Source organism: Microbacterium sp. Beta (genome assembly GCF_005502545.1).
Taxonomy (GTDB): Bacteria; Actinomycetota; Actinomycetes; order Actinomycetales; family Microbacteriaceae; genus Microbacterium; species Microbacterium oxydans.
The window spans coordinates 558910-572392 of the sequence record NZ_SCOG01000001.1; the positions used below are offsets into that span (position 1 = coordinate 558910).

Here is a 13483-nt window from a genome sequence, read left to right on the forward strand (position 1 = left end):
CGGGTGGTGCACGGACGCGTCAGCCGTCGAGACGCTCGGCGAGCCATCCCTGCAACTGATCGGCATACGCGCGCGCTCGGTAGCGGCGAATGCGCGCCATATCCTCGACGTCGGTCGTCTCGTTCAACGCCCGATCGTTGCCTGCTTCGACGATCTCGACGACCTTCGCAAGCATGCCGTCCTGCAGGACACGCTTGAGATAGGCGTGATCGCCGGTGATGCCACCGCCACGTTTCATGGACATCGCCCCCGCCGGCTGGAGGATCTGCAGGAACCTTCCCAGGTGCCGGTCATCAGTGACGAAGACGCATGGAACCTCGAACGCGCCGCGGAACTCGGGGAGAGAGGGCATCGTCGCGACTCGCGAATGCGTCAGGTCAAAGCTCGTGTTCCACAGTGCGTCGAGCGTTGAGGCGAGGTCCTTCTGCTCGCGCAGCTTCATGATGTTCAACGCCATCTCACGCCCCGTGTGATTGCCTGCCAGCAGCAGCGCGCCCAGCAACATCTCGCGTGAGCCACGGGCGAACAGCTCCTCGGCGAACCCGGCGAGGACACGGAACCCGGACTCGGGACTCCTCCCCTGCAAGTACAACTGATATGCCTTCAGCATCACGGCGTAGGACGGAATGAGGAGGTTCTCTCGAACGATCTCGAACTCCTCTGTGCCTATCTCGCTCGGATGTTCAGCGTCCCCGGGAACACGAGGGTCGGGTAGAGCCTCACCTTCGAGCCACGCTGTGATCCGCGAGCGGTCACCGGCGAGCAGCTCCTGCGCGTTCTCGCTCCGGCGCCGGTAGTTCGACACGTCTTGCAGTCCCGCCCGCCGCATGACCCCCTCGCCTGCACCGAGGCCGGGCAGGACCCGTGCGTCAGCATCGAGACGGCGGACAAGATCCGCCATGCGTCGATTCACCACTCCGTCGGCGTACTCCGTGCCCTTACGCGCGATGGTATCCAGGTGCGCCGTCACGTTCGCATCCAGGAGGAGAGTCCTGATGGGGCCCTCGTATCGGGCGGGAAAGTACTGGTACGTGGGCATCTGTCGTCCTCTCGTCCTCGTCCACGACGCTATCGTGACGGTGCGGACGAGCACGGATTCGCGTGCGCAGTGACAGGTGTCCGGAGCTTCCCCGCCGAACTCAGTTGTTGAAGCGGAACTCCACGACGTCGCCGTCCTGCATGACGTAGTCCTTGCCCTCGAGGCGGGCCTTGCCCTTGGCGCGGGCCTCGACGACGGAGCCCGTCTCGACCAGATCGTCGAACGAGACGATCTCGGCCTTGATGAAGCCTTTCTCGAAGTCGGTGTGGATGACGCCCGCAGCCTGTGGCGCCTTCGATCCCTTGGGGATGGTCCAGGCGCGGGCTTCCTTCGGACCGGCGGTCAGGTACGTCTGCAGGCCGAGCGTGTCGAAGCCGATGCGGGCGAGCTGGTCGAGACCGGACTCGTCCTGGCCGGTCGAGGCGAGGAGCTCGGCTGCGTCTTCCGGGTCGAGGTCGATGAGCTCGGACTCGATCTTCGCGTCGAGGAAGATGGCCTTCGCCGGGGCGACGAGGGCGGCGAGCTCCGCCTTGCGCGCGTCGTCGGTCAGCACGGACTCGTCGACGTTGAAGACGAAGATGACGGGCTTCGCGGTGAGCAGACCCAGCTCGCGGATCGGCGTCAGGTCGATGCCGGCGACCGACAGCAGCACACCGCGCTCGAGAGCATCCTTCGCCGCCTTCGCGGTCTCGAGCACGATGGGCTCGATCTTCTTGCCGCGCACTTCCTTCTCGTACCGTGCGATCGCCTTGTCGACGGTCTCGAGGTCGGCGAGCATGAGTTCCGCGTTGATGGTCTCCATGTCGGATGCAGGGTTAACCGTGCCGTCGACGTGGACGACATCGTCGTCGGCGAAACCGCGCACGACCTGAGCGATGGCGTCGGCCTCACGGATGTTCGCGAGGAACTTGTTGCCCAGACCCTCACCCTCGCTCGCCCCACGCACGATGCCGGCGATGTCGACGAACGACACCGCTGCGGGCAGGATGCGCTCGCTGCCGAAGATCTCCGCGAGCTTGTCGAGGCGAGGATCGGGCAGGTTCACCACGCCGACGTTGGGCTCGATCGTCGCGAACGGGTAGTTCGCCGCGAGCACGTCGTTCTTGGTGAGTGCGTTGAAGAGGGTGGACTTGCCGACGTTGGGCAGGCCGACGATTCCTATGGATAAGTTTGGCATGGCAGGGACAGCTTATCGGGTGCCCTTTCCAGCGTGGCCACTCATGCCATTCACCTCAAGCTCAGTAGCATTCGAACATGCGCACACGAATCGGCCTCGCGGCGATTTTCGCCCTCGTCGCCCTGACCGGCTGTACTGCGACCGGACCCAACGATTCTCCGGCACCGGTCGAGTCGGCCACCAACGACTCCGCCGCGACCGCGGCCCCCACCTCTTCCCCGACGTCAGCTCCGGCTGCTGAGGCGGAGTTCACGGACTCACTACTCGTCGATCTCTGCGTCGAAAAGACCACGCAAGACCACGGCGGCTCGCCGGAGTTCAAGAAGGACCAAGCGACGGTGGAAGCAATCGAAGCCGACCCACCGTGGCTGGTCATCGTACCCGCCACATCTGCAGTTGGCGACGCCATCTCGTACTGCACCATTGGCGGCACGCCCGCGGCCCCCGTATACGAACTCCACGGCGCTGCTGACCCATCGATGGAGGCCGAGATACGAAGTTGGGCGACGTCCTAAACCACTGGTGGGGCGGCATGTCATGTGCTGCCCCGCGATAGAAGTGGACTCACTCAGACGTTGCAGTCACCGACGATACCGATAGTGAGAGCCACGGGGCACGAGGCTACCTGGCTGAAAACGCACGATCCTGCGGGATGCTGTGCGAGCGAGGCGCGAGATCAGGCGAACGCGCGAGATCAGGCAGACGCCGGGCCGTTCGGCCTGATCCGGCGCGAACGCCTGACGCGGCGCAGCGGCCCGAGCCGCAGAGCCGCGCAACGGACCTCAGTCGCGAACGGCTCGATACGCCCGCGTGACGTACGGAAGGTCGATCGTGGCGTCCCCGTGCAGGTCGAGCTCGTCGAAGAGCGCGTCGAGCTCGCGCGCGATGCGTGCCTTCTCCTCGTCCGAAGCGGTGATGATGTAGCTGCGTGACGCCGCCATCCGGTGCAGCACGTCGCGCGTCACGGGGCGGGCCCATTCCCAGCGCTCCTGCTCGAGTCCGCTGAACGGCGCGGAGACAGTCGGGTCCCCCTCGGCGAGCATGTTCTCGGCGTGGCTGCCGTGCATGATCTCGGTGAGCCTGCGCACCCAGTCGACACGGTCGTCGCGGATGTTCCAGATGAGGCCGAGCACTCCCCCGCCGCGCACGGCGCGCCCGATCTCGGCTGAGCCGGCCACCGGATCGACCCAGTGCCATGCCTGCCCCAGCACGACGGCATCGACACTCGCGTCCGGAAGCGGCAGTTGCTCGGCCGATCCCTGGAACGTCGGCACGCCGGGCACCGCACCGCGGAGCGTCGCGAGCATCACGGGGTCGGGATCGACGGCGACGACCTCGGCGTCCGGCGCCTCCGCGAGAACCCTGGTGAGCTTTCCTGTGCCGGCACCGACATCGGCGATCCGACGTGAGCCGTGCGGCATGCGCTCCAGCATCCATGCTACGGCCTCGAAAGGATAATCAGGTCGACCGACCTCGTAGTTTCCCGCCTGCGCTCCGAACGACGTCGCCATGTCCTCAGCCATGTCGCCAGCATACGGCGAGTCTCCGAGACGTCTTCGAGGGACCGGGGGAAGGTGGGGATGTGCCACTGGACTTCACTGCGATCGACTTCGAGACCGCGAACTCCAGCCCGGCCTCTGCGTGCTCGGTCGGACTGGTCCGCGTCCGCGACGGCCAGGTCGTCGCCACCACCGGTTGGCTGATCCAGCCGCCGCCTGGCCATGACGAGTTCCAGGAGTGGAACGTGCGCATCCATGGCATCCAGCCGGAGGACGTGCTGTCGGCCGCGACCTGGGTCGACCAGTTCGACCGCCTGTGCGCCTTCGCGGGTGCCGATGTGCTGGTCGCGCACAACGCCGGCTTCGACCTCAATGTGCTGCGCCGCGCGTCTGAGGCCACGGGCCAGCTGTGCCCGCCCTACCGGTCGCTGTGCAGCCTGCAGGTCGCCCGCAAGACCTACACGCTCGACTCGTACCGGCTGCCGGTCGCCGCTGCTGCCGCGGGGTTCGAGGAGTTCTCGCACCACGATGCCCTGGCCGATGCCCGTGCGTGTGCCCAGATCGTGATCGACGCCGCCTACAGAGCCGGTGCAGGCGACGTCTTCGCTCTCGCCGACGCGCTGAGTCTGCGGGTCACCGCTCCGGTTGCTCCTGTCGCACCCGCACTGGAGCGTGCGGTCGCCTGACCCGCACCTCGACCGCTCCGTGCGCGGCGACCTCCGAATGTCGGAGGCCGGCCCCATCATGAACACATGGATGCTCTGGCTGTCGTTCTCCTGCTCGTCGCACTCGCTGCGGGCATCGCCGTCGGCTGGTTCCTGCGCGCCGGCCGAGGCGCCGCCGATCTCGCGCGCGCTCAGGCCGAGCTGGCCGCTGCGCGCGACGACCGAGACCGTCAATACGACCTGTACCGCGATGCCGTCGAGCACGCGCGAAACGAGCAGCGCGCCGAGGCGCAGCGGGTGCAGCAGCAGAATGCGGTGCTCACCGCGCTCGCCCCCGTGCGTGAGAGTCTGCAGCAGATGCAGACCAAGGTCACCGCGATCGAGCGGGAGAGGCACGCTCAATTCGGCACGCTCGAGGAGCAGCTGCGCCGAGCGCAGGAGTCCGATGAAGCGCTCCGGGCGACCACCGAGTCCCTCGCGGGAGCTCTGCGCTCCAGCGCCACGAGAGGCGTGTGGGGCGAGACGCAGCTCCGCCGTGTCGTCGAAGCCGCGGGCCTCACCCGACACATCGACTTCGACCTGCAGGCGACGATCTCCAGCGACCGGGGCCAGGGCCGTCCCGACATGGTGATCCGGCTCGCGGGTGGCAGCTCGATCGCGGTCGACGCCAAAGTGCCGCTCGACGCGTACCTCGAGGCATCTGCGCTTCCGGGCGGCGACGCCCAGGAGCCTCAGCGTCGAGCATTGATGCAGAAGCACGTGAAAGCAGTCCGAGCGCACATCGACGCCCTGGCGAAGAAGGCCTATTGGGCGGGGCTCGATGCGAGCCCCGAGTTCGTGATCTGCTTCCTGCCGAGCGAATCGCTGCTGGCCGCCGCGATCGACGAAGACCCGACGCTGCTCGACTACGCATTCGGCCGACGAGTCGCGCTCGCCTCCCCCGTCAACCTCTGGGCCGTGCTCAAGACCGTGGCGTTCACCTGGACACAGCAGGAGGTCTCGACCGAGGCTCGCACATTGCTCGCGCTCGGCACACAGTTGTTCGACCGGCTGGGAACCCTGGCCGGACACGCCGACGATCTGCGCCGCGCCCTGGAGCGCACCGTCGACAGCTACAACCGGTTCGCCGGTTCGCTCGAGACACGCGTGCTCGTGACCGCTCGCCAATTCCCCGGGGTCGACGCGTCGGCGCTCTCGACAGCCCCCGCGGTGACGACAGGGGCGGCCAGACGATTCACGGCACCGGAGCTGATCGCCTCTGAGGAGAGCACCCACGAACCGGAGTCAGGCGACGCGGTGGCTGACGCGGCGCGCGACGAGTCGGTGCTCCGCGCAGACGTGGGCGACGTGCGGATCAGACTCGAAGAAGAACGCTGATCCAGCGCTCACCGAGCAAGAGGGCGCCGTGATCAGGCGATACCGGGAACGCCGCTGAGCAGCAGGATCACCAGACCGCTGGTTGCCAGGAACGCGCCGATCATCCACCATGCGCTGAGCTCGTGCCCCTCATCGCGCCGGACGCGGAAGAGAACATCCGCACGTCGGGCCGGGTCTACTGCCGGTGCGACGGGGGCCACGGTCGGGGGCTTCGGAGCGGATTCCGCGTCCGCGCTCACCCGGAGGATGCGCCCTGTGTTCGTCGTGACGATCCTGGTCGCGGCGGCTTTCGAACCGCTCGTGTGCTGCGTTGTCATCTGTTCGCCCTCCTGTGCCTGCGGTGCCTGGCGGCTCCGTCGACGGCGACAAACCCAGTGACAATTGTGACACGGGGGCCCGGCGAACCGTGGATCGTCGGGGTGTGAGGCGATACCGGCTCGATAACGATGCCGACAGCCTCAGCGCCGACGATCACACGACGGCGAACACGAGAAGCGTCAGAGCCACTTCGAGACGAGGTGCTCGGACGCGATGCGACGGAGCGTCCCCGAGGCGCCTCTGAGCACGACGCTCTCGGTGTACACATAGCCGCGCTCGCGCCGGACACCCGCGACGAGCTGGCCATCGGTGACACCGGTCGCGACGAAGATCGTGTTGTTGCCCTGCACCAGATCGTCGGCCTCGTACACCTTGTCCATGTCGAGCCCCGCGTCGATGCCGCGCTGGCGCTCGTCGTCGTCACGCGGCCAGAGCCGACCCTGGATGTGGCCGCCGAGCGCCTTGATCGCACAAGCCGTGACGATGCCCTCGGGGCTGCCTCCGATGCCGACGCACATGTCGGTGCGGGCGTCGTGGCGTGCCGCATTGATGCCGCCGGCGACGTCTCCGTCACTCATCAGACGGGTGCCGGCGCCGGCATCGCGGATCTCCTGGATGAGCTGCTCATGACGCGGACGGTTCAGCACCGAGACGACGATCTCGTCGACGGGCTTGTCGAGAGCGCCGGCCAGCTTGCGGATGTTCTCCCCGATGGGCAAGCGGATATCGACGACACCGACGCCGGCGGGCCCCGTCACGAGCTTGTCCATATAGAAGACGCTCGAGGCGTCGAGCATGGTGCCGCGGTCCGAGACGGCGATCACCGACAGGGCGTTCTGTCGACCGGCAGCGGTCAGCGAGGTCCCGTCGATGGGGTCGACGGCGATGTCGCACAGCGGCCCTCGGCCGGTTCCGACGATCTCGCCGTTGAAGAGCATCGGGGCGTTGTCCTTCTCGCCCTCACCGATGACGACCCGTCCCTGGAAGTCGACCGTGCCGAGGAAGGCCCGCATGGCGTCGACAGCCGCGCCGTCCGCAGCTTCCTTCGCGCCGCGACCGATGAACGGCACAGCGCGGATGGCCGCAGCCTCCGTCGATCGCACCAACTCCATCGCCAGGTTGCGGTCGGGACGAAGCGGGCTCAGATCAGCAGTAAGACTCACCATGCGGTCAGCCTAGCCATCGTGCGCTCCGAATCCGCCGCTTTTCCGGCACGATCCGCCGAAGGAATCGCTGTTCTTAACAGCTACGCAGAAGCGAACGTGCTCGCCCCCGGCGGCGACTGCGGTATCGGCGCGTGCGCCCCGATAGAGTGGCAGCTGTCCCGGCTTCCCCTATCGCAGGAGTTCTCATGCCCGTCGCCACCCCGGATCAGTACGCCGAAATGCTCGACCGCGCGAAGGCCGGCGGCTTCGCGTACCCCGCATTCAACGTCTCCAGCTCGCAGACGATCAACTCCGTCCTCCAGGGCCTGACCGAGGCCGGCTCCGACGGCATCATCCAGGTCACCACCGGTGGCGCCGACTACTTCGCCGGCCACACGGTGAAGGCTCGCGCCACGGGCGCTCTCGCATTCGCGCGCTTCGCCACCGAGGTCGCCAAGAACTACCCGATCACCGTCGCCCTCCACACCGACCACTGCCCGAAGGACGCACTCGCGGGCTTCGTCGAGCCGCTGATCGCCGCTTCGGAGGAAGAGGTCAAGGCCGGTCGCAACCCGATCTTCCAGTCCCACATGTGGGACGGCTCCGCTGTTCCCCTCGCGGAGAACATCGAGATCGCGAAGGATCTGCTCCCCCGCATGAAGGCCATCAACGCCATCCTCGAGGTCGAGATCGGCGTCGTCGGCGGCGAGGAGGACGGCGTACAGCATGAGGGGTCGAACGAAGCTCTCTACACGACCTTCGCCGACGTCGACCAGGCTGTGCAGGCGCTGGGTCTCGGTGAGCAGGGGCGTTACATCGCGGCCCTCACCTTCGGCAACGTCCACGGTGTCTACAAGCCCGGTGGAGTGAAGCTGCGTCCCGAGCTGCTCGGCGAGATCCAGGCGGAGGTCGCCGCGAAGTACAACACCGGCCCCAAGCCGCTCGACCTCGTGTTCCACGGTGGCTCGGGCTCGACCGATGAGGAGATCGCCCTCGCGGTCGCCAACGGCGTCATCAAGATGAACATCGACACCGACACCCAGTACGCCTACACGCGTGCCATCGCCGACTACATGTTCAAGAACTACGACGGCGTGCTGAAGGTCGACGGCGAGGTCGGCAACAAGAAGCAGTACGACCCGCGTGCCTGGGGCAAGATCGCCGAGTCGGCCATGGCCGCCCGCGTGGTCGAGTCGACCCGCCAGCTCGGCTCGTACGGCCAGTCCAAGAGCTGATCGGTCGCGAGACACAGAAGGGGCCCGGCATCCTGCCGGGCCCCTTCTCGTTCTCCGTGGGAGCTGCGCCCGCGCAGACCTCACGGAACGTCCTCAGGGACGCGTCATCTGCTCGAGGTGCGCGATGAACGCCGGATCGCCCATCATCGGCACGGCGATGCAGACCGACACCACACCCATGGTCACGATGGCCCCGACGATCGGAACCCACCACGTCACACGTCCACGGCGGAGGCGACGGATCGAGAGCGCGGCGGTGACCGACCACCCGACGGCGAGCAGGATCGCGGCGATCGTGCCCCAGGTCCTCGCGGACGCGAAGTTCGTGAACTCGCCTTCGATGCCGATGATCTTCATCGTCTGGTTCATGACGCTCGGCAGGTCCAGGTACGACAGCCCGGTGACGACGACGTTGATCAGTCCGTACGCCAGCATGGCGATCGTGGCGAAACGATCGAGCGGATACGCCCGCTTCGCGGGGGAACCGTTCGAGGGGCTCGACGCCGCGACCGCTCCCGGCACGGCCGGCGGTGGTGACGCTGCAGCGGCTGAAGCGATCACAGGCTCATCGATCGGAGGCAGACCCGCGGCCCGTCGCTGCTCCTCCGGGGTCGCGAGTTCTCCGTACTGGGGCCGCTGATCGCTCATCTCGCCATGCTAACGGCATACCCTCATGCCGCCTCCCAGCAACTGCGTGCCGAAAACGATAGCGGCCCCGGAGAAGTGGGGACTTCTCGGGGCCGCGGACGTGAAGCGCTGGGGACGCTTCTCATCCAGGTCGACCGCCAGCGCTGGGGACGCTCGAGGCGGTCGGTAGCGCTCTTGTATGCCGCTACTCCCCCCATAGTAGGAAAACGCATGCCGCCGCGCCAGGGGTCTGACTTCAGATAGTGAAATCCTCGTCGGATGACCCGCTGTCCAGAGCATCCGCGCCGAGTTGCAGCGAGAGGCGCCTCGCGGCGACCTGCAGCTTCGACACCAGCTCCCTGTCGACCACATCGCGCTCGGCGTTCAGCGAGATCGCGAGCGACGCGGTGACGCCAGGGGCGATGACGGGCACAGCGAGGCAGGTCGCACCGATGGCGTACTCCTCGTGGTCGACAGCCCACCCCGGCGAGCGCTCCAGCTGTGTGAGCAACGTCCTGCGATCGGTGATCGTGCGCGGGGTGAGCTCGGGCAGCCGATGGCGGGACAGGTAGTCGAGGCGATCCTCCTCCGAGAGGTCGGCGAGGATCTGCTTGCCCAGCGCAGTCGCGTGGGCGCTGGACTGCAGCCCCACCCAGAGCTCGATCCGAGGGTTCCGGACCGCGTCGACGATGTCGACCAGATGCATCTCCCCGTCGTCGAAGCGCGAGAGGTAGGCCGTGGCTCCCACCTCCTCGGTCACCTCGCGCAGCGCCGCGCGCACTCGAGCGAGGAAGACGCCCCTGGAGCCGATCTGCTGCTGGAACGACGGAAACCGACTGCCGAGCACCACGCCGTCCGGCTCCGACGACAGATACCCCTCATGCACGAGCGTGCGCACCAGGTTGTAGGTCGTCCCCGGCGTCAGTCCGGTGATCGCCGCGAGCATCTTCGGCGGAAGCGGGCGGGGGGGAGTTCGCGACGATGTCGACCAGTCGCAGCGCGCGTTGCACCGACCCGATGAGGGTGGGCTCCGCCTCCGCGGCGCTCAACGCTACGCGCCTCCTCCGGATGCACGACCGCCGAGAGCCCGGGCGTCCCGCTGACCTGCAGCGTCCTGACGCAGTTCCTTGGGCAGGGAGAACATCAGATCCTCCTCAGCGGTCTTCACCTCTTCGACATCGCGGTAGCCGGCGTCGCCGATCGCATCGAGCACCTCGCGGACCAGAACCTCGGGCACGGATGCGCCGCTGGTCACACCGACCGTCTCGACGCCGTCGAGCCACTCCTGCTGGATCTCCTCGGCATAGTCGACGCGGTAAGCGGCCTTCGCTCCGTACTCGAGGGCGACCTCGACCAGACGCACGCTGTTGGACGAGTTCGACGAACCGACCACGATCACGAGGTCTGCCCCGGCGGCGACCTTCTTGATCGCGACCTGACGGTTCTGCGTGGCGTAGCAGATGTCGTCCGACGGCGGATTCTGCAGTTCGGGGAATCGCGTGCGCAACCGGTTGACCGTCTCCATCGTCTCGTCCACCGACAGCGTGGTCTGCGACAGCCAGACGACCTTGTTCGGATCCTTCACCACGACGGTGTCGGCTTCTTCGGGAGAGTTCACGACGGTCACGTGGTCCGGCGCCTCTCCGGCCGTGCCCTCCACCTCTTCGTGCCCGTCGTGACCGATGAGCAGGATCTCGAAGTCGTCGCGCGCGAAGCGCACGGCCTCGCGGTGCACCTTGGTGACCAGAGGACAGGTGGCATCGATCGCGTGGAGTCCCCGATCGGAGGCCGCGTTCACGACCGCGGGTGAGACACCATGGGCGCTGAAGACGATGTGCGCACCCTCGGGGACCTCGTCGACCTCTTCGACGAAGATCGCACCCTTCTCCTCGAGCTCGGTGACGACGTGGATGTTGTGCACGATCTGCTTGCGCACGTAGACGGGGGCGCCGTAGCGTTCGAGAGCCTTCTCCACCGCGACGACCGCGCGGTCGACACCCGCACAGTAACCGCGCGGGGCGGCGAGCAGAACACGCTTGTGTCCGGCCACCGGGTTATCCTGAAGCCGCCCGGCCGCCGCACGCACTCGTGGGAGGCGGGGCACGGGGAGATGAACGGCAGTCGAAGTCACCCTTGAATTCTACCGTCGCGCAGCTGTGCGCGGCCGGGGAGGTTCGAGGGCAGGGAACGGGAGCGGATGACAGTCTTCGAAGCGACGACGGGCCAGGGCGAGACGCCGCCGGCCGACTCGGTCGCACCCCGCGATTCCACCGCAGACGCCCCCACCTCCGTCACCCGCCTCAACGCGACGATCCGCGACTTCATCGCGCGGTGGAACACGGTCTGGGTCGAAGGCGAGATCACCTCGTGGAACGTGCGAGCCGGCAACGTGTTCGCGCGCCTGAAGGACACCAGGTCCGACGCGCAGATCTCCATCCGCGTGTGGTCGAGCGTGCGTGCGCGCATCCCGTCCGACATCGGCGTCGGCGACCATGTGGTCGCCGCGGTCAAGGCCGACTACTTCGTCAAGGCGGGCGACTTCAGCTTCGCCGTCTCCGCGATGAAGCACGTCGGGCTCGGCGATCAGCTGGAACGCCTCGAGAAGCTCCGCGTGCAGCTGCGGCAGGAGGGGCTCTTCGATCCTTCGCGCAAGAAGCGCCTCCCCTTCCTCCCGCACGTGATCGGCCTCATCACGGGCGAGCGCTCGGACGCCGAGAAGGATGTGCATCGCAACGCCGAGCTGCGCTGGCCGCGGGTGCGCTTCCGCACCGAGTACGCCGCCGTGCAGGGGGACCGCTGTGTCCCGGACACCCTCGCCGCGCTCGCTCGGCTCGACGCTGATCCCGAGGTAGACGTGATCATCATCGCCCGCGGCGGCGGCGACCCGCAGACGCTGTTGGGCTTCAGCGACGAGAGACTCGTGCGTGCGGTCGCCGCGGCATCGACGCCCGTGGTGAGCGCGATCGGGCACGAGAACGACCACCCGCTTCTCGATGACGTCGCCGATCTCCGCGCCTCGACGCCGACCGATGCCGCGAAGCGCGTCGTGCCCGACGTGGGAGAGCAGCGAGCCCTCATCGCGCAGCTGCGGTCGCGAGCGACCTCACGGCTCACCCAGCGCCTCACGCACGACATCGCCCAGCTGGAGCAGCTGCGCTCGCGACCGGTGCTGCGCTCGCCCGCACCGATCATCGATGCCCGCGCCCAGGAGACGTGGCTGCTGCTCGGGCGTGGACGGGACGCCGTGAACCGACAGCTCGACGACGCCGGGCGCCGCACGGGAGAACTCCGCGCATCCCTGCGAGCCCTCTCCCCCGCGGCGACCCTGGCTCGCGGCTACGCGATCGCCCACCTCGACGGTGGTGTGATCCTCCGCGATGCCACCGACGCTCCCGCCGGGAGCGGCCTCACGATCACGCTGGATCGTGGATCGCTGGCAGCCCGCTCCGAGGGCGAGATCCCCGAAGGGGACTGAGCAGAGCGTCGGCATCGATCGACGTAAGATGGAGGAGTGAGCGCCCTGAACGACACCCCCGTGGACACGCTGTCGTTCGAGGCGGCCCGTGACGAACTCGTCAAGGTGGTCGCAGAGCTCGAGCAAGGCTCCCCCACACTCGAGCATTCGCTCGCGCTGTGGGAGCGCGGAGAGGCGCTGGCCGCACGCTGCGAGGAGTGGCTGTTGGGAGCGAAGCGGCGTCTTGACGCTGCTCGTGCCGCGGCTTCCGATGCCGACGACGCCGGAGAGTCATGAGCAAGCAGCCCCCCATCATCGCCGAGCTCGGCCGTCCGGAGACACCCGACGAGACCGCCGCCAGGAAGGCGGCGTCGAGCAAGGCGTACCGATCGAGCCAGACGGTGCGGAACCTGGTCGCAGCGCTTCTCGTGACACTCGCCGTGGTCGCCGTCATCATCTTCGCGGTTCCCCGCGGCGCACCCGTCGAGCAGAAGCCCCTCGACGTCGCCGCGGTGGCCGAGGGGGTGGAGTCCTCGATGGACCGCCCCGTCCTCATCCCGGAACTCGGCGACTTCTGGCGCGCGAACGGGGCCGAGATGCAGGGTGGCGCGACCGTCGTCTGGGAGGTCACGCTCGCCCCCAAGTCGGACAAGGAGCGCGGGTTCATCAAGGTGGACCAGGCCTTCGACGCGGATTCGTCCTGGGCTCCGCAGCGCTTGAACGGCATCGCGCCGACCGACACGGTGCGCATCGGCGGGCTCGACTGGGACGTCTACAAGCCGGGTAGCGCGGAGTCGAACGCCAACGTCACCTACGCCATCGGCACGCAGGCCGGCGCCGACTACATCCTGCTCTACGGCTCACGGTCGGCCGATTCCACGGCCGAACTCGCCGAGAGCCTCATCCCGCAGATCCGCACCATCTCGGAGACCCCATGACCCACCCCC

Annotated in this window: 15 protein-coding genes; 7 read left to right on the forward strand and 8 right to left on the reverse strand. The window is 67.6% G+C overall.

Annotated elements, in window-relative coordinates:
- Positions 1-19: 19 nt before the first annotated feature.
- Both FFS56_RS02655 and ychF read right to left on the reverse strand, forming a co-directional pair.
- Positions 20-1039 carry a hypothetical protein gene (locus FFS56_RS02655; RefSeq protein ID WP_127012402.1) on the reverse strand — a complete coding sequence of 340 codons (1020 nt, stop codon included), beginning with the start codon at positions 1037-1039 and terminating at the stop codon, positions 20-22.
- A 100-nt stretch (positions 1040-1139) separates the two neighbouring features.
- Positions 1140-2216 (reverse strand): redox-regulated ATPase YchF, encoded by a 1077-nt coding sequence (gene ychF / locus FFS56_RS02660; protein ID WP_046749608.1) that lies wholly within the window; start codon positions 2214-2216, stop codon positions 1140-1142.
- A gap of 77 nt (positions 2217-2293) precedes the next feature.
- On the opposite strand from ychF, the gene FFS56_RS02665 reads away from it, so the two are divergent.
- Positions 2294-2731, forward strand: coding sequence for a hypothetical protein (locus FFS56_RS02665; protein WP_127012403.1), 438 nt, complete (start codon positions 2294-2296; stop codon positions 2729-2731).
- Between the two features lie 267 nt (positions 2732-2998).
- On the opposite strand, the gene FFS56_RS02670 is transcribed toward FFS56_RS02665, so the two are convergent.
- On the reverse strand, positions 2999-3739 hold the full coding sequence (locus tag FFS56_RS02670; protein WP_046749610.1) for a class I SAM-dependent methyltransferase: 741 nt from the start codon (positions 3737-3739) through the stop codon (positions 2999-3001).
- Positions 3740-3798: 59 nt separating this feature from the next.
- On the opposite strand from FFS56_RS02670, the gene FFS56_RS02675 reads away from it, so the two are divergent.
- Together FFS56_RS02675 and FFS56_RS02680 are read left to right on the forward strand one after the other, a co-directional pair.
- Positions 3799-4401, forward strand: a complete 603-nt coding sequence (locus FFS56_RS02675) for a 3'-5' exonuclease (RefSeq protein WP_046749611.1) — start codon at positions 3799-3801, stop codon at positions 4399-4401.
- A gap of 66 nt (positions 4402-4467) precedes the next feature.
- Complete coding sequence (locus FFS56_RS02680; protein ID WP_127012404.1) at positions 4468-5757, forward strand: DNA recombination protein RmuC; 1290 nt, start codon at positions 4468-4470, stop codon at positions 5755-5757.
- A 32-nt stretch (positions 5758-5789) separates the two neighbouring features.
- Here FFS56_RS02680 and FFS56_RS02685 read toward each other — a convergent pair whose 3' ends face one another.
- Together FFS56_RS02685 and glpX are read right to left on the reverse strand one after the other, a co-directional pair.
- Positions 5790-6074 carry a hypothetical protein gene (locus FFS56_RS02685; RefSeq protein WP_046749613.1) on the reverse strand — a complete coding sequence of 95 codons (285 nt, stop codon included), beginning with the start codon at positions 6072-6074 and terminating at the stop codon, positions 5790-5792.
- A 180-nt stretch (positions 6075-6254) separates the two neighbouring features.
- Positions 6255-7241, reverse strand: a complete 987-nt coding sequence (glpX, locus tag FFS56_RS02690) for a class II fructose-bisphosphatase (RefSeq protein ID WP_045262743.1) — start codon at positions 7239-7241, stop codon at positions 6255-6257.
- A 185-nt stretch (positions 7242-7426) separates the two neighbouring features.
- Between glpX and fbaA the strand changes: the two genes are divergently transcribed.
- Positions 7427-8455: a class II fructose-bisphosphate aldolase gene (gene fbaA, locus FFS56_RS02695; RefSeq protein WP_046749615.1), complete on the forward strand. Its 1029-nt coding sequence runs from the start codon at positions 7427-7429 to the stop codon at positions 8453-8455.
- 93 nt (positions 8456-8548) lie between these two features.
- Here fbaA and FFS56_RS02700 read toward each other — a convergent pair whose 3' ends face one another.
- The 3 genes from FFS56_RS02700 to FFS56_RS02710 all read right to left on the reverse strand — a co-directional run bounded on the left by FFS56_RS02700 (position 8549) and on the right by FFS56_RS02710 (position 11213).
- Positions 8549-9103 (reverse strand): DUF6264 family protein, encoded by a 555-nt coding sequence (locus FFS56_RS02700; RefSeq protein ID WP_127012405.1) that lies wholly within the window; start codon positions 9101-9103, stop codon positions 8549-8551.
- Between the two features lie 235 nt (positions 9104-9338).
- Entirely contained in the window at positions 9339-10028 is a 690-nt protein-coding gene (locus FFS56_RS02705) for an IclR family transcriptional regulator (protein ID WP_233437304.1), read from the reverse strand.
- Positions 10029-10133: 105 nt separating this feature from the next.
- On the reverse strand, positions 10134-11213 hold the full coding sequence (locus tag FFS56_RS02710; protein ID WP_171010964.1) for a 4-hydroxy-3-methylbut-2-enyl diphosphate reductase: 1080 nt from the start codon (positions 11211-11213) through the stop codon (positions 10134-10136).
- A gap of 66 nt (positions 11214-11279) precedes the next feature.
- On the opposite strand from FFS56_RS02710, the gene xseA reads away from it, so the two are divergent.
- The 3 genes from xseA to FFS56_RS02725 are packed head-to-tail and all read left to right on the forward strand — an operon-like array spanning position 11280 to position 13474.
- Positions 11280-12557, forward strand: a complete 1278-nt coding sequence (xseA, locus tag FFS56_RS02715) for an exodeoxyribonuclease VII large subunit (protein WP_127012406.1) — start codon at positions 11280-11282, stop codon at positions 12555-12557.
- 36 nt (positions 12558-12593) lie between these two features.
- The gene (locus tag FFS56_RS02720; RefSeq protein ID WP_046749620.1) at positions 12594-12833 is read left to right on the forward strand and encodes an exodeoxyribonuclease VII small subunit; all 240 of its coding nucleotides are present in this window, start codon (positions 12594-12596) and stop codon (positions 12831-12833) included.
- Entirely contained in the window at positions 12830-13474 is a 645-nt protein-coding gene (locus tag FFS56_RS02725; RefSeq protein WP_046749621.1) for a DUF4245 family protein, read from the forward strand. Before FFS56_RS02720 ends, FFS56_RS02725 begins: the two co-directional genes overlap by 4 nt.
- The last annotated feature ends 9 nt before the right edge of the window (positions 13475-13483 follow it).